Origin of the sequence: Methylopila jiangsuensis (genome assembly GCF_027922305.1) — a bacterium.
Taxonomy (GTDB): domain Bacteria; phylum Pseudomonadota; class Alphaproteobacteria; order Rhizobiales; family Methylopilaceae; genus Methylopila; species Methylopila jiangsuensis.
The window spans coordinates 291,667-307,062 of the sequence record NZ_BSFK01000010.1 but is presented as its reverse complement, the minus strand read 5'-3'; the positions used below and the strand labels follow the sequence as shown (position 1 = coordinate 307,062).

At 71.3% G+C, this 15,396-nt stretch carries 17 protein-coding genes; 6 read left to right on the top strand and 11 right to left on the bottom strand.

Annotated elements, in window-relative coordinates; translation table 11 throughout:
• Positions 1-34: 34 nt before the first annotated feature.
• The 6 genes from ybgF to tolQ all read right to left on the bottom strand — a co-directional run bounded on the left by ybgF (position 35) and on the right by tolQ (position 5,900).
• Complete coding sequence (ybgF, locus tag PKE85_RS11120) at positions 35-1,051, bottom strand: tol-pal system protein YbgF (RefSeq protein WP_271204804.1); 1,017 nt, start codon at positions 1,049-1,051, stop codon at positions 35-37.
• A gap of 116 nt (positions 1,052-1,167) precedes the next feature.
• On the bottom strand, positions 1,168-1,704 hold the full coding sequence (pal, locus tag PKE85_RS11115) for a peptidoglycan-associated lipoprotein Pal (RefSeq protein ID WP_271204803.1): 537 nt from the start codon (positions 1,702-1,704) through the stop codon (positions 1,168-1,170).
• 267 nt (positions 1,705-1,971) lie between these two features.
• Entirely contained in the window at positions 1,972-3,291 is a 1,320-nt protein-coding gene (gene tolB / locus PKE85_RS11110) for a Tol-Pal system beta propeller repeat protein TolB (protein ID WP_428981345.1), read from the bottom strand.
• A 121-nt stretch (positions 3,292-3,412) separates the two neighbouring features.
• Entirely contained in the window at positions 3,413-4,756 is a 1,344-nt protein-coding gene (locus PKE85_RS11105; RefSeq protein ID WP_271204802.1) for a TonB C-terminal domain-containing protein, read from the bottom strand.
• 10 nt (positions 4,757-4,766) lie between these two features.
• Positions 4,767-5,213 (bottom strand): protein TolR, encoded by a 447-nt coding sequence (tolR, locus tag PKE85_RS11100; RefSeq protein ID WP_428981350.1) that lies wholly within the window; start codon positions 5,211-5,213, stop codon positions 4,767-4,769.
• A 9-nt stretch (positions 5,214-5,222) separates the two neighbouring features.
• Positions 5,223-5,900, bottom strand: coding sequence for a protein TolQ (gene tolQ, locus PKE85_RS11095; RefSeq protein WP_271204800.1), 678 nt, complete (start codon positions 5,898-5,900; stop codon positions 5,223-5,225).
• A gap of 292 nt (positions 5,901-6,192) precedes the next feature.
• On the opposite strand from tolQ, the gene PKE85_RS11090 reads away from it, so the two are divergent.
• Positions 6,193-6,921, top strand: a complete 729-nt coding sequence (locus PKE85_RS11090) for a trypsin-like serine protease (RefSeq protein WP_271204799.1) — start codon at positions 6,193-6,195, stop codon at positions 6,919-6,921.
• Positions 6,922-7,077: 156 nt separating this feature from the next.
• Positions 7,078-7,872, top strand: coding sequence for a S1 family peptidase (locus PKE85_RS11085; RefSeq protein WP_271204798.1), 795 nt, complete (start codon positions 7,078-7,080; stop codon positions 7,870-7,872).
• Between the two features lie 11 nt (positions 7,873-7,883).
• On the opposite strand, the gene ybgC is transcribed toward PKE85_RS11085, so the two are convergent.
• A complete protein-coding gene (ybgC, locus tag PKE85_RS11080; protein WP_271204797.1) occupies positions 7,884-8,324 on the bottom strand; it encodes a tol-pal system-associated acyl-CoA thioesterase in 441 nt (146 codons plus the stop codon).
• The gene (ruvB, locus tag PKE85_RS11075) at positions 8,321-9,364 is read right to left on the bottom strand and encodes a Holliday junction branch migration DNA helicase RuvB (RefSeq protein WP_271204796.1); all 1,044 of its coding nucleotides are present in this window, start codon (positions 9,362-9,364) and stop codon (positions 8,321-8,323) included. Before ruvB ends, ybgC begins: the two co-directional genes overlap by 4 nt.
• 66 nt (positions 9,365-9,430) lie before the next feature.
• Between ruvB and PKE85_RS11070 the strand changes: the two genes are divergently transcribed.
• Positions 9,431-10,024, top strand: a complete 594-nt coding sequence (locus PKE85_RS11070; protein ID WP_309299078.1) for a Uma2 family endonuclease — start codon at positions 9,431-9,433, stop codon at positions 10,022-10,024.
• 4 nt (positions 10,025-10,028) lie between these two features.
• Here PKE85_RS11070 and ruvA read toward each other — a convergent pair whose 3' ends face one another.
• Together ruvA and ruvC are read right to left on the bottom strand one after the other, a co-directional pair.
• On the bottom strand, positions 10,029-10,649 hold the full coding sequence (ruvA, locus tag PKE85_RS11065) for a Holliday junction branch migration protein RuvA (protein ID WP_271204795.1): 621 nt from the start codon (positions 10,647-10,649) through the stop codon (positions 10,029-10,031).
• Positions 10,646-11,164, bottom strand: a complete 519-nt coding sequence (gene ruvC / locus PKE85_RS11060; protein WP_271204794.1) for a crossover junction endodeoxyribonuclease RuvC — start codon at positions 11,162-11,164, stop codon at positions 10,646-10,648. Before ruvC ends, ruvA begins: the two co-directional genes overlap by 4 nt.
• A 198-nt stretch (positions 11,165-11,362) precedes the next feature.
• Here ruvC and PKE85_RS11055 point away from each other — a divergent pair, with 198 nt between their 5' ends.
• On the top strand, positions 11,363-12,418 hold the full coding sequence (locus PKE85_RS11055; protein WP_271204793.1) for an NAD(P)-dependent alcohol dehydrogenase: 1,056 nt from the start codon (positions 11,363-11,365) through the stop codon (positions 12,416-12,418).
• Between the two features lie 22 nt (positions 12,419-12,440).
• Here PKE85_RS11055 and PKE85_RS11050 read toward each other — a convergent pair whose 3' ends face one another.
• Positions 12,441-13,679 (bottom strand): Hsp70 family protein, encoded by a 1,239-nt coding sequence (locus PKE85_RS11050; protein ID WP_271204792.1) that lies wholly within the window; start codon positions 13,677-13,679, stop codon positions 12,441-12,443.
• Positions 13,680-13,985: 306 nt separating this feature from the next.
• On the opposite strand from PKE85_RS11050, the gene PKE85_RS11045 reads away from it, so the two are divergent.
• Positions 13,986-14,414 (top strand): hypothetical protein, encoded by a 429-nt coding sequence (locus PKE85_RS11045; RefSeq protein ID WP_271204791.1) that lies wholly within the window; start codon positions 13,986-13,988, stop codon positions 14,412-14,414.
• Entirely contained in the window at positions 14,411-15,391 is a 981-nt protein-coding gene (gene exbB / locus PKE85_RS11040; protein WP_428981344.1) for a tonB-system energizer ExbB, read from the top strand. Before PKE85_RS11045 ends, exbB begins: the two co-directional genes overlap by 4 nt.
• Positions 15,392-15,396: the final 5 nt, after the last annotated feature.

The window sequence follows — 15,396 nt, the reverse complement described above, 5'->3', positions numbered from 1 at the left end:
GTTCAAATGCGGCGAAGCGATCGTCGGCGGGTCTTCAGCAGGAGATGCGCTTCAGCTCGCGGTCGGTCTGGGCCTTGATGCGGGAGTACTTGCGCCCCGCCTCCGCGATGGTGGCGCAGGCCTCCTCCTTCTTGCCCATGCCGTTCAGCGACATGCCGAGCTTCATCATGCTCTCGGGGGCTTTGGAGGACTGCGGCGCCTCCACATAGATCTTGTAGAAGCTGTCGGCCGCATCCGTGTACTGCCGGCGCTGATAGAGGCTTTCGCCAAGCCAGTACTGGGCGTCGGGCGCGAGCGCGTCCCTGGGGTTCGCGCGCAGGAAGTCGCGGAAGGTCTGCTCGGCCAGTTCGTAGTCGCGGCGCTGCATCAGCCCCACGCCCATGTCGAACTGGTCCCGCGGGTTGCCGGTGCCCACGGAGACGCCGGACGAACCGCCCCGCGGCGGGATGGCGGCGGTGGAGCTCGGCGCCTGCCCAAGCCCCTGCGCGGCAGGCGGGCGGATGTTCATGGGCGCGCTGGGGTCGTCGCCGGGCTGCTCCTGAATCACGCCGCCGATGGCGTCGTTGCGGGCGGTCGAAGTCGCCCCGCCGCCCGGCGCGGCGGCCGGCCCCGCATCGCCGCGCTTGCCGGGCTTCGCGGCTCCGCCGCCGCCCTTGCCGCTCTCCAGATCCTGGAAGCGGAACTCGGCGTCGCTCTGGAAGCGCTTCTGCGCCTCCTCCGCGCGGCGGATCTGGAACTGCATCTCGTCCAGCCGGCCGTTGAGCTGGCGCATCTGGTTCTCAAGCCGGTCGAGCCGCACCGCGATGTCCGCGAGCGACGACTGCGCCGGAATGGCCTGGCTCGGCGGCGCGGCGCGCTCGTCGCGGCCGCCGAAGAAGGCGAGCGCGCTTTCAAGCCGCTCGACCCGCGCTTCGGCCGCGGCGAGGTCCTTCAGCGCGCGCGGATCGCCCGCGGCGCCGTCGAAGGCCAGCGCGCCCGACAGCGGCAGACAGGCGAAAACCGCGCCGAGCGCGAGACGCCGGACGAGCGGACGGCGCGAAAGTCTGGACATGGGCGCGAAAGTTCCCCGACAGGAAGACGTGGAATGTCTTTGGGTAGGGCCGGAGTTCGGCTGAATTGAGGCTGGTCCCGACCTCGTGAAGGCCGGGACCAGCGACGTCGTCCGGCTCAGGAGCCCGCGCCGCCCTGCAGCACGGTGACCGCGCGGCGGTTCTGGGACCAGCAGGAGATGTCGTCGCACACCGCCACCGGCCGCTCCTTGCCGTAGGAGGTGGTGCGCACGCGCGACGCCGGCACGCCGCGGGCGGCGAGGTAGTCGCGGGCCACCTGCGAACGGCGGGCGCCGAGGGCGAAGTTGTATTCGCGGGTGCCGCGCTCGTCGGCGTGGCCCTCGATCAGGATGGCGTAGCGCGGATAGCGCGACAGCCACTGCGCCTGCTTGTCGAGCGTGGAGCGGGCGGTGGAGGTCAGCTCGGTCGAGTCGGTCTCGAAGAACACGCGGTCGCCCACGTTGACCACGAAGTCCTGCTGGCTGCCGGGAGGGCCGCCACGGCCGCCGGCGCCGTAAGCGCCGTCCGCTCCATAGCCGCCGGCGCCGCCCATGCCGTCCGCGCCGCCCTTCTTGGCGCAGGCCGCGAGCAGCAGCGTGGCGCAAACCGCGGCGGCGATCTTGCCGGCCGCGCCGTAACGCTTGGTACGCAACATCCCCGATGACTCCTTGTGGCTTTCGGTTGCGCCACCCATAGCAGTCTCCCAGTTAACCGAAGGTTCCGTTAGGCTTAAACGGAGGTTACCGCGAAGCGATCCGTCCCCGTGGACGCCCATGAGCGGGTTCGATCGTGACCGTGGCGTGACGGCCACAGGGCCGCAATGGGACGCGGGCCGAGTGAGTCCCAAAGGCCACAGATGCGAAAAGGCGCCCGGAGCGGTGGCTCCGGACGCCTTATCCCTATCCGTGAAATCGACGGCGGCTCAGTTCAGCGGCGGCGACCAGGCGGGGTCGGAGGCGAAGCCCGGCGTCGGGATGCGGCGCTCGTTGCGGCCGGTGACGTCGACCGAATAGATCTTCGGCCCGCCGCCCTGGTCGCGGAAGAACATCAGTACCCGGCCGTTGGGCGCCCAGGTCGGGCCCTCGTTGTGGAAGCCCTCGGTCAGGATGCGCTCGCCGGTGCCGTCCGGCTTCATCACGCCGATGGCGAACTTGCCGCCGGACTGCTTGGTGAAGGCGATCAGGTCGCCGCGGGGCGACCACACCGGGGTCGAGTAGCGGCCCTCGCCGAAGGAGATGCGCTGGGCGCCGCCGCCGGAGGAGGACATGACGTAGATCTGCTGGTTGCCGCCCCGGTCGCTCTCGAACACGATCCGGGCGCCGTCCGGCGAGTAGGACGGCGAGGTGTCGATGGCGCCGGAATCCGTCAGCCGCGTGGTGGCGCGGGAGCGCAGGTCCATGGCGTAGAGGTTCGAGTCGCCGCCCTGCTGCAGGCTCATGATCACCTTCTGCCCGTCGGGCGAGAACCGCGGCGAGAAGGTCATGCCGGGGAAGTTGCCGACCACCTCGCGCTGGCCGGTCTCGATGTTGAGCAGGTAGACGCGCGGCTCCGCGCGCCCGAACGACATGTAGGTGATTTCCTGGCTGGTCGGGCTGAAGCGCGGGGTCAGCACCAGCTCGTCGCCGCCGGTGATGTAGCGGACGTTGAAGCCGTCCTGGTCCATGATGGCGAGGCGCTTGACGCGCTTGTCCTTCGGGCCGCTCTCGTCCACGTAGACGACGCGGGTGTCGAAGTACCCCTTCTCGCCGGTCAGGCGCTCGTAGATCATGTCGGCGATGAGATGCGCCACGCGGCGCCAGTTCTTGTCGGTGAAGAACTGCTGGCCGTCGAGCTGGTTGCCCGCGAACACGTCCCACAGCCGGAACTCGGTGCGAAGCCGCCCGTCGCCCTGCCGCACCACGCGGCCCGTCACCAGCGCCTGGGCGTTGATGATGCGCCAGTCGCCGAAGCGCGGCGGCACGTCGGTGTTGGTGATCTTCTCGATGAAGGCCTTGTGGTCGATGGGGGCGAACAGGCCCGAGTTCTTCAGATCCGCCTCCACCACGCTCGCGATGTTGCGCGCGAGCTCCGCGTCGCCGCCCTGCCCGAGGAAGCTCGGAATGGCGATCGGCAGCGGCTGCACGTTGCCCTGGTTGATGTCGATGTTCACCTGCGCCCGGGCCGCCGGCGCGAGGGCGGCGAGGCCGAGAAGCGCGGCGATCATGACGGCGGCGCGGAACAGCTGGGCGAGCGAAAGCGTCATTGCGTGACTTTTCCGTGTGAAACGGCGGCGGGGACGGCGATGCGCCGGAAACCGGCGCGGGCGCCGGCGCGGCGCTCGCGGGTCCCGCCGGCCTTGCGCGGCGAAGCCAGGGAGAGCGAGCTCATCCGCCCATCATCTCCTTGGGGTCGAAATTGATCGTCACCTGACGCCAGTAGTCGTAGGCGTCCGGCGGCAGCTTCAGCGGCGCGCAGCGCTGCACGGCGCGCATGGCCGCGCCCGCCGCCGCCCGGAAGGCGGGGTTCGACGACGCGTTCATCACCTTTGGCCCGTCGGCGAGGGAGCCGTCGGCGTTGAGCGTGAAGCTGACCCGCACCGCGAGGCTGCCGTCGTTGGCGGCGCCGATCGGCGGGTTCCAGCACTGCATCACCTGATCGCGCACCGCGTTGTCGATGCCCGCCTTCTGGGACATGGACAGCTTGGAGGCCGAGCCGCGGCTGGTGCCGGCGGTGGTCTCGGGCGACAGCTCGCGGCCGGCGGTCTGGGTGCGGCCCGGCGCGCGCTTGTCCTCGAGCGCGGAGGTGCTGGGCGCGCTGGAGCTCGACTTGGAATCCTTCAGCAGCGAGGCGATCTTGGACGGATCGAACTTGCGCTCGGCGGCCTTCTCGGCCTCCGCCTTCTCCTTCGCCGCCTTGGCGGCCTCGGCCTTGGCGAGCTTCTCCGCCTTCTCCTTGGCGGCTTTCTCCGCGGCCTTCTTCTCGGCCTCGGCCTTCTCCCTCGCCGCCTTCTCCGCCTCGAGCCTCGCGAGCTTTTCCGCCTCCGCCTTTTCCTTCGCGGCCTTGTCCGCTTCCGCCTTGGCGAGCTGTTCGGCCTTCGCCTTGGCCGCCTTCTCGGCCGCGGCTTTTTCGGCCGCCGCCTTATCCTTGGCTTCCTTCTCGGCCTCCGCCTTGGCGCGCAGCTCCGCCTGCTCGGCCTGGGCGAGCTTCTCGGCCTTCTCCGCTGCGGCGGCTTTGTCGGCGGCGGCTTTCTCAGCCGCCTTGGCGGCCTCGGCCTTGGCCGCTTCCGCCGCCTTCGCGGCTTCGGCCTTCGCCGCCTTGTCGGCCGCGGCTTTCGCGGCGGCGGCCTTCTCGGCGGCCTCGGCGCGCGCGGCCTCGGCCTGTTCGGCCTTGGCGGCTTCAGCCTTGGCGGCCTTCTCGGGATCGGGCTTGGGCGGCGCGGAGGGCGGCGGAGGCGGCGGGGCCACGTCCTGCCTGGCCACGGGCAGCGCGTCGTCCTTGGGCTCGTCGTCGACCGCGGCGAGCGTCTCCGCCTTGACCTTAGGCGCCGCCACCGTCTTCGACGTCTTGGAGCCGCGCGTCATGGCGTCGAACTCTTCCGGCGACAGGATCTCGATCGGCAGCGACTCCGTGGGCGCGACCTCGAACGGCTTGGCCGTGCCGAGGTTCACGATGCCCCAGGCGAGGAGGATCGCATGAGCCGCCGCGGAGGAGACGAGACCGACACGCATCGGGGGCCGCTCAGCTCCCCTGCTCGAGTTCGGTCACGAGCGCGACCCGGCGGAAGCCCGCCGCGGACAGCGTGCCCATGACTTTCATCACCTGTCCGTAGACCACGTTCCTGTCGCCCCGCACGTAGATGCGTTCTTCGTAGCCGGAGTTCGTGATGGCAATGAGGCGCGGCGCGATCTCGTCGACCTGGATCTGCGTCTCCTGCAGGAACACCTCGCCCTTGTTGTTGACGGTGATGGTGAGCGGCTCCTTCTCCTCGTTGAGAGGATTGGCGGAGGTCTGCGGCAGATCGATCGGCACCCCGACCGTGAGCAGCGGCGCCGAGACCATGAAGATGATGAGCAGCACCAGCATGACGTCCACCATGGGCGTCATGTTGATCTCCGCCATGACGCCCGAACGGCGCCGCCGGCGGGATCCGCGCCCGCCGCCTCCGCCGCCCGCGCCTACGCCCATTCCCATGGGTCAGGCCCTCTCGTCGATCTGGCGGGACAGGATGGCGGAGAACTCGTCGGCGAAGCCTTCCATGCGGCTCGACTGCCGGCCGACCTGGGACGAGAACTTGTTGTAGAAGATGACCGCCGGAATGGCCGCGATCAGGCCGATGGCGGTGGCGAACAGCGCCTCCGCGATGCCCGGCGCCACGACCGCGAGCGACGTGTTCTTCGAGGCCGCGATGGACTGGAACGCGGTCATGATGCCCCAGACCGTGCCGAACAGGCCGATGAAGGGGCCGGCGGAGCCGACCGTCGCCAGCACCAGCAGGTTCGACTCCAGCCGCTCGGTCTCCCGGGCGATGGTGACGTCCAGCACCTTGTCGATGCGCTGCTGCAGGCCGGCCACCGAGCGGCTGCCGCTTTCATAGGAGCGCTTCCACTCCCGCATAGCCGCCACGAACAGCGCCGCCATGCCGGTGTTCGGCCGGTTGGACAGCGAGCGGTACAGGTCCTCGAGGCTCTGGCCGGACCAGAAGACCTTCTCGAACCGGTCCATGTTGCGCTTGGTGCGCGTGAACAGGAGCTGCTTGTCGATGACGATGGCCCAGCACCACACCGAGGCGGCGAGCAGCCCGATCATCACGAACTTCACGACGAAGTGGGCCTGAAGGAACAGGCCCCACAGCGACATGTCGGGGGTTGGCATCGTCCGCTCTTCTCCACGCTCGCGGCGCCGCCGCGACTTTCCCCGGACCGCGCCGGCCGGTCGCCGCCGCGTTCCGTCAGGCGCCCAAGGACCCGGAACGACCGCGCTACTCGCGCGTCAATGTGTTGAAACTGCGACCCGATCCCGCCTGGGCTCCCCTCGTTCATGACTTGTCAAGGTTAAGACCGCGTTACCAAAGCGCTGCGGCGCCGGCGCCACGCCCCCCACGCCGCGCGGCCGCCTTGGCGCCTCGCCCTCGACGCGGCCGGCGGGACCGGCTCTAACGGGCCGCATGCGCGCCTTTCCCATCGCCGCCGCCCTTGTCGCCGCCTCGCCCGCCTTCGCGGCCGGGCCTGACGCCTCCACGGTCGCGGTGCAGGCGGTGACGCCCACCGGAGACGGACGCGCGGCGGTCGCCACCTGCGCCGGCGTGCTGATCGCCCCCGACATCGTGCTGACCGCGGGCCACTGCCTCGACCGGGTCGCGAGGCCCGCCCAGACCGCCGTCTTCGCGTACCGGGCGGGCAAGGCGGCTCCCCCGCCCATCGCCGTGCTGCGCATCGCGCGCCATCCAGACCATGCGCCGTTCTGGCGCGAGACCGCGGGAGACCCGGCGACGCGCCAGCGCGAGGTCGCCGCCGACATGGCGCTGGTGAAGCTCGCCACCCCGATCACGGCCCAGCCCCCCGCCCGCGTCGGGGCCGCGCCGGGCGACGGGACGGGCGCCGGCGTGGGGCGCGAGGGACCGGGAGCGGCGGCCCGCTCAGGCGGGCTGAAGCGGTTTCGCGTCTCCGGGGCGCGGCTCTCGACCGGCGGCAGCGCCGGCGTCGGCTTCGCCACCCTCGACCGTCCGGCGTGCACGGGCGACAGCGGCGGCCCGCTGGCGGACGCCTCCGGCGCGGTGTGGGGACTGATCGCCGCGGTGCTGAAACCGTCCGGCGGCTGCGGGACGCGGGTGACGGCGACGCCGGTCGATCCCGCGTCCGAGGGCTTCCGCCGCATGCGGGCGGCGCTCGACTGACCCCTCGCGCTGTCGCCCTGCGGGCACAGCGCCCCGCTTGCGTCCATGCGCGACGGATCGGTGAACGGACCTTTGACGAAGCCCGTGCCATGGTGCCGGCTTCCCTGGCTTTCGCGACTCGCCTGCGCGGTTCGCCCGCGCCCGCAGGAACCTGTCATGCGTCCCGTTTCCGTCCGCGCCTTCGCCGCCTGCGTCACCCTGGGTCTCGCGCTTCTCGTCCCCGGAGAAAGCCGCGCCCTCTCCGGCGGCGCGCCCGCGCGTCAGGGCGACGCGCTGACGCGCGCCACGGTGTTCATCACCAGCCTGACGCCCACCAGCCGCACCCGCGCCCAGGTGGCGAACTGCACCGGCGTGCTGATCGAGCGCAGCCTGGTGCTGACCGCCGGCCATTGCCTCGCCGATCTCGGCGGCCCGAGCGTGGTGGTGGCGCAGTTCTTCGACGGGCCCGACAGCATCGCCCACACCATTCAGGTGACCGCGGGCGCGATGCATCCGGATTTCGGCGGCCGGGGCGACGCGGACAATCCGCGCCCGGAACTGCTGGGCGCCGACCTCGCCATCCTGAGGCTGGCGCGGCCCGCGCCGAAGGACCGGCGGCCGATCCCCATCGCCCGCCAGCCGCTGAAGGCGATCGAGACCCGCTCGGTGCTCGCGGGCGCGGGGCTGCGCACGCCCTCCGACGAATCCTCCAGCGGCCAGCTCCGCCTCGCCGCCGTGAAGGCCGAGGTGGTGACCGACGGCCCCACGGCGGTGGCGTTCGGCACCACGGGCGGCGCGGTGTGCCGGGGCGACAGCGGCGGCCCGGTCATGGGCCAGGGCGGGCTGTGGGGCGTGGTGATCGCGATCGTGCGCAAGCGCAACCTGTGCAACTCCACCATCTTCGTGGCGGTGCTCGATCCGAAGTCCAAGGGCTTCCGCGCCATGCTGCAGAAGGCGCGCAAGGGCCGCTGAGGCGGCCCGCCCTACTCCTTGCGCGCCATCTGCTCGCGCATGGACTGGGGCATGCGCACCGGCCGACCGTCGCGCACATAGGCGCAGACCGCCCGGCCCGTCACCAGCGTCTCGCCGTCGCGCGTCACCTCCTGGTCCAGCGTCAGCGAGGCCTGCTTGACCTCGTGGACCCAGGTGTTCACGGCGATGACGTCGTCCATGCGGGCGGGCCTGAGGTAGTCCACCGTGATGCGGCGGACCACGAACCCCTCCTTCGAGGCGTCCCACAGCGCCCGGTGGTCGAAGCCGATGGCGCGCAGGATCTCGGTGCGGCCGCGCTCCATGTAGCGCAGGTAGTTGGCGTGGTAGACCGCGCCGGAGAAGTCGGTGTCCTCGTAATAGATGCGCAGCGTCAGAACGTGGCGCACGCCTTCGAGGCGCCCCCCGACGCCGTCGCTGAGATTGGCGGTCATGTGTCCTCGTCGAGATCGAACAGCGGCGGCTGCGCCACCGAGGGCGGCGCGGCGAGCCCGAGATGCCGGTACGCATGCGCCGTCAGCATACGCCCGCGCGGCGTCCGCTGGATGAAGCCCTGCTGGATCAGATAGGGCTCGATGATCTCCTCCACCGCGTCGCGGGGCTCCGACAGCGCCGCGGCGATGGTCTCCACCCCCACCGGACCGCCGCCGTAGTTCATGGCGATCATGGAGAGGTAGCGCCGGTCCATGGCGTCGAGGCCGAGATCGTCCACGTCGAGCAGCTTCAGCGCCCGGTCGGCGGACGCCTTCGACACCTCCGCCTCGCCCGACACGGAGGCGAAATCCCGCACCCGGCGCAGCAGGCGGCCGGCGATGCGCGGCGTGCCCCGCGCCCGGCGGGCGATCTCCCGCGCGCCCTCCGGGCTCATGCCGAGCCCGAGCACCCGCGCGCCCCGGCGCACGATCAGCTCCAGTTCGTCCACCTCGTAGAAGTTCAGCCGCAGCGGAATGCCGAACCGGTCGCGCAAGGGCGTGGTCAGCAGGCCGGCGCGGGTGGTGGCGCCCACCAGCGTGAACTTCGACAGGTCGATGCGCACCGAGCGCGCCGCCGGCCCCTCGCCGATGATCAGGTCGAGCTGGAAGTCCTCCATGGCCGGATAGAGGATCTCCTCCACCGCCGGGTTGAGGCGGTGGATCTCGTCGATGAACAGCACGTCGCGCTCGTCGAGATTGGTCAGCAGCGCCGCCAGGTCGCCCGCCTTGGCGATCACCGGGCCGGAGGTGGCGCGGAAGCCGACGCCGAGCTCGCGCGCCACGATCTGGGCGAGGGTGGTCTTGCCGAGGCCGGGCGGCCCCGCCAGCAGCACATGGTCCAGCGCCTCGCCCCGGGCGCGAGCCGCCTGGATGAACACCGACAGGTTCTCGCGCGCCTGCCGCTGGCCGGTGAAGTCGGCGAGCGTCTGCGGCCGGATCGAGGCGTCGAGCGCGTCGTCGTCCCGGGCGGCGACGTCGCGGACGGGGCTTGGCGGGGTCATCTGTCCCCTCGCTGCAGAATGGGCCACGCTGTGATACGGTATGCGCCGACGTCAGGAAACACGGCCATGCCTCTCCGAGCGCGGACCCCCGGATACGAGTACATGTCCCTCGACGATTTCGAGGAGTTGCTGGCCGACAAGCCCGCCCATGAGAAATGGGAGCTTATCGGCGGCCGCGTGGTGCGCATGATGGTGGGCGCGCGCTGGGAGCACGCGCGCATCGTCCAGAACATCGCCCGTCATCTGGGCAACGCGCTCGACGCCGCGGGATCGCGCTGTCAGGTCTTCGCCGAAACCTTCTTCGTCAAGCAGACCGAGATGGAGGCGGCGACCCTCCCCGATGTCATGGTCGTCTGTGGCGACCTTGCGCCGGGCGCCACTTCCACCGACGCGCCCGTGGTGATCTTCGAGGTGATGTCCGCCGGATCGGAAGCCCGCGACCGCTTGGAAAAATGGCATGTCTATCAGAAGCTTCCGTCTTTGCGGCACTACGTGCTGGTGGCGCGCGATCATCCGGCGCTCGAAGTCTTCGATCGCGAGAACGGCCTCTGGTCCGGCCTGAGGCTGCTGAACGGCGCCGACGACGCGCTCAGCCTGGACGCGCTCGGCCTCAGCCTCTCGCTCAGCGACATCTATCGCGGCGTCCTCGACCGGGCCTGACGCCTCACTTCGCCAGCTCCTTCAAGCCCGCCCGGATGAGCTGCTCGGTGGTCGCGCCCTCCCCCGCAGCCTTCAGCGCCGCGGCGACCGCGCCCGACGCCTGGGGCGGGGCGTAGCCCAGATTGACCAGCGCCGAGACGGCGTCGCGCGCCGGCTGCGGGCCCTTGGCCTCGCCGGCGTCGCCCCCGCCCGAGAGACGAGCCAGGCCTGGGTCCACGTCGGCGAACAGCGGCGCCTTGTCCTTCAGCTCCGCCGCGATGCGGGCCGCGACCCGCGGGCCGACGCCGGGCGCGCGGGAGATCGCGGCCTTGTCCTGCAGGGCGATGGCGGTGGCGAGGTCGGACGCCTCCAGCACCGACAGCACCCCAAGCGCCACCTTGGTCCCGACGCCCTGCACCGTGTTCAGCAGGCGGAACCACTCGCGCTCCAGATCGGCCACGAAGCCGAACAGCTGGATGCGGTCCTCGCGCACATGGGTCTCGATCGACAGCCGCGCCGTCTCCCCCGCCTTCAGCCGCGACAGGGTGCGGGACGAGCAGTGGACCACATAGCCGACGCCGCCCACGTCGATGATCGCCCAGTCGGGGCCGACCGAATCCACCTTGCCGGTGAGCTTGCCGATCATGCGGAGATCCTCGCGGCGGCGGCACGCAGGCGGGCGCCCCGGTGCTGGGCGTGGCAGATGGCGACGGCGAGCGCGTCCGCCGCGTCCGGGCTTTTCACCAGCGCCTTGGGCAGCAGCAGGCTCACCATGTGCTGGATCTGCCGTTTCTCGGCGTGGCCCGCGCCCACCACGGTCTTCTTGACGAGGTTCGGCGCGTATTCCGCCACGTCGAGCCCCGCCAGCGCCGGCGCCAGCATGGCGACGCCGCGGGCCTGGCCGAGCTTCAGGGTGGCGGTGGGATTCACGTTGACGAAGGTCTCCTCCACCGCCGCCTCATGGGGCGCGTGCTCCGCCAGCACCGCCTGCAGCCCGGCGAACACGCCGGCGAGGCGGTGGGCGAGGTCCTGCTCGGCGTCGGGCGTGATCACGCCGGCGGCCACGAAGGACAGACGGTGGCCCTCGGCCTCGATCACCCCCCAGCCGGTGCGGCGGAGGCCGGGATCGACGCCGAGGATGCGAATCGGGAGCGGTCTCATACGCTCCCATGTAGCCGGGGAAAGTTACCGGAACACAAGTGGAACGTCGAAAGCCGCGTCGTGCGCGGGCGGGACGCGGGTTTGCGCCGGCGCCCGCTCGCCCCGTGGCTCTTACGCGATATATGGCGCACGTCGGCGGCGGCCGCGCCCGCCGTCGCTTCGCCCGAAACAAACACCCAAGTCGAGAGAGGGCATCCCATGTTCGCATGCACCGGATACGCCGCGACCGCGCCCGAGACCCCGCTCGCGCCGTTCGATTTCCAGCGCCGCGACGTCGGCCCCAGGGACGTGCGCATCGACATCGCCTATTGCGGCGTCTGCCACTCGGACCTGCATCAGGCCCGCAACGAATGGGCCAACACGCTCTACCCCTGCCTGCCCGGCCACGAGATCGTGGGCGCGGTGGTCGAGGTCGGCGCGGAGGTGACGCGCTTCAAGGTCGGCGACCTCGCCGGCGTCGGCTGCATGGTCGACAGCTGCCGGGAGTGTTCGAGCTGCAAGGAAGGGCTCGAGCAGTATTGCGAGACCGGTTTCGTCGGCACCTACAACGGCGTCGAGGCGCAGACCGGCCAGAACACCTTCGGCGGCTATTCGGAGGCCATCGTCTGCGACGAGAGCTTCGTGCTGAAGCTGCCCGAGGGCGTCGACCTCGCCGCCACCGCGCCGCTGCTCTGCGCCGGCATCACCACCTATTCGCCGCTCAAGCGCTGGGGCGCGGGGCCGGGCAAGAAGGTCGGCGTTGTCGGTCTCGGCGGCCTCGGCCACATGGCGCTGCAGATCGCCCACGCCATGGGCGCCCATGTGGCGCTGTTCACCACCTCCGCCGGCAAGGTGGAGGACGCCAAGCGCCTCGGCGCCGACGAGGTCATCATCTCCAAGGACGCCGAGCAGATGGCGGCTCATGCGGAGAGCTTCGACTTCATCCTCGACACGGTGGCCGCCGACCACGACGTCAACGCCTATCTCGGCCTGCTGAAGCGCGACGCCACGCTGTGCCAGGTGGGCGCGCCGGAGAAGCCGCTGTCGGTGGCGGCCTTCAGCGTGATCTGGCGCCGTCGCAACTTCTCGGGCTCGCTGATCGGCGGCATCGCCGAGACCCAAGAGATGCTCGACTTCTGCGCCAGGCACGGCATCGTGTCCGAGATCGAGAAGATCGACATCCAGGACATCGAGACGGCTTACGAGCGCATGCTCCGGAGCGACGTGAAGTACCGCTTCGTCATCGACATGGCGTCGCTGAAGCCCGCCGCCTGAGGACGAGGCGCCCGCCGCCGGGTCAGCCGTAGCGGCGGGCCGCCTCCAGCGCGAGGCCGGAGCCGACCGAGCCGAAGGTGTCGCCTTCCGCCACCCGCGCGCCGGGAACGGCGGCGAGGATCGCGGCCCGCACATGGGCGAGCCGGGTGGAGCCGCCGGTGAGGAACACCGCGTCGATCCGCTCGGCGGAGACGCCCGCCTTGAGAAGGCAGTCCCCGATGCGAGCGGCGATGCGGGCCGCCAGCTCACGGGTATGGCGCACCAGATCGTCCGGCGCCACCTCCGCGAACAACCCCCGCTCGGCGATCCCGAGCGGCACGGTGGCGAGGGCCGCGTCGGACAGGCCGATCTTGGCCGCCTCCACGTCCGCCGCGAGCCCGTGTCCCGCCTCCGCCTCGATCACCCGGATCAGCCGGTCGAGCAGCTCCGGCGCAGCGGACTCCCGCCGTGTCTCGCGGATCGAGCGCACCGCCTTGCCGTCGTAGAGCTTGTTGATGCTCTGCCAGGTGGCGAGATCGTGAAACCAGCTCGACGGTGCCTCCAGCCCCGCCCGCTTCATGGGGCTGCGGAAGCCCAGCAGCGGCATGGCGACGCCGAGGCTCAGCCGCCGGTCGAAATCCACGCCGCCGATGCGCACGCCGTCGTTGGCGAGGATGTCGGCGGAGCGGTCGGCCGCGCGGTGGCGCTCCGGGCTGAGGCGCACCACGGAGAAGTCCGAGGTGCCGCCGCCGATGTCGGCGATCAGGGCGAGCTCCTCGGCGCCGATGGTGCGCTCATAGTCCAGCGCGGCGGCCACCGGCTCGTACTGGAACGAGATCTCCCTGAACCCCACCGAATGGGCGATCTCCCGCAGGGTGTCCTCGGCCCGGGCGTCGCCCGCCGGGTCGCCGTCCACGAAATGCACCGGGCGGCCGTGGACCACGGCGTCGAGCTCGGCGCCTGTGGCCTGCTCCGCCCGGCGCCGGACGACGCCCACATAGCGGCCGATGACGTCCCGGAACTTCACGCGCTCGCGGCCGATCTGGGTCGTCTCCTCGATCAGCGACGTTCCGAGCGCGGACTTCAGGCTGCGCATCAGCCGGCCGGGTTCGCCGTCGCGATAGGCCTTCAGCGCCGCGCGGCCCACGAGTGCCGAAGCCGTCGGCGGAAAGAAGATGGCGCTCGGCAGCGTGGCCTCGTCGTCCTCCAGACGCGCGAGGCCCTGCCCCGCAAGGCCGAGCGTGGTGTTGGACGTGCCGAAATCGAGGCCGCACGCGGTCATTGGAACCGTCCGAATGGAAGAGGGGCGGCCCTCCTATACGGCCTTCGGTCCCACGTCCACGCCCGATCGCGGGACGCGGCCCCACGGGTGGATCGCGGCCGCTGAACCGCGCCGCGACGGGCGCAAGGCCGGGACGGCGCGCCGCTCAGACCCGGCCGGCTCCGTCGCGAAATGATCGCTATGAATATTATCCGCCCTTCAGTTTTGAACGATTATCAATTATGGCCCGCGTCTTGAGTTAACGATCCGCTGCCCTTATTCCCCTCTCCATTCCACGGTCTGTGGCTTTTGGAGGGAGGCAAGCTCTTGGCGCTGTTCCGTTACCCGCGCATGCCGCGCGTGATCGCCGCCGCGGCGGCCGCCTGCGCCGTCGCCGCGCCCGCCTTCGCCGCGCCGGGCGTCACGCTGGAGCTGAATCGTTTCGAGCCGCGCGACAACGCCTGCCGCATCTCGCTGGTGGCCAAGAACGGCGGCGAGAAGGCTTTGGAGAGCCTGAAGCTCGACCTGGTGTTCTTCGACAAGGACGGCGTCATCTCCCGCCGCCTCGCGGTGGAGGCCGGCCCGCTGCGCGCCGACAAGACCACCGTCAAGCTGTTCGAGGCGACCGACGTCTCCTGCGCCGCGGTGAGCCGCGTGCTGCTGAACGACGTCACCGCCTGCGGCGCGGACGGGACCGACTGCCTTGATCTGGTCTCCGTGTCGTCGCGGGTGAAGGACGTGGAGTTCTCGAAGTGATCAGCCTGCGCTCCTTCGTCGCGGCGCTCGCTCTGGCCGGGGCGCTCGCCTCGCCGGCCGCCGCCCAGCAGCCGCCGGCGCCCGCCCAGACGCTGCCGCCGGCGGAGGAGGTGCAGGCCGTGGAGCCCGGCCAGCCGCTGCCGGCCCCGTCCGGCGACGCTGCGGCCCCGTCCGCCGAGCAGCCCGCCGCCGCGCCGCCCGCGGCCGGCCAGGAGCAGGGCGCGGCGCCCGCAGCCGCGCCGGGAGACGACAACCCGTCCGCCATGGCGGTGGACCCCGCCACCCTGCCCCACGACCTGTCCCCCTGGGGCATGTTCATGGCCGCGGACTGGGTGGTGAAGGGCGTCATGATCGGCCTCGCCTTCGCCTCCGTGGTGACCTGGACGGTGTGGCTCGCCAAGTCGCTGGAGCTCGCCGGCGCCAACGCCCGCGTGCGCCGGGGCCTGCGCCTGCTGGCCGGGGCGCGCTCGCTCGCCGACGCCCGCCAGGCGTTCGAGGGCCGCGGCGGTTCGATCGCGACCTTCGTCGCCGCCGCCGACGCGGAGGTCTACGCCTCCGCCGACGCCTCCTCGCCCGAAGGCGTGAAGGAGCGCGTCGCCTCCCATCTCAGCCGGCTCGAGGCCCAGGCCGGCCGCCGGCTCGCCATCGGCACCGGCGTGCTCGCCACCATCGGCTCCACCTCGCCCTTCGTCGGCCTGTTCGGCACGGTGTGGGGCATCATGAACTCGTTCATCGGCATCTCGAAGACGCAGACCACCAACCTCGCGGTGGTCGCCCCCGGCATCGCCGAGGCGCTGCTCGCCACCGCCATCGGCCTCGTGGCCGCCATCCCGGCGGTGATGATCTACAACGTGTTCGCCCGCGCCATCACCGCCCACCGCGCCCAGCTCGCCGACGCCTCCCAGGCGGTGCAGCGGCTGGTGAGCCGCGATCTGGACCGGGCCGCCCATCCGCGCCTGTCGCGGGCCGCGGAGTAAGCCGG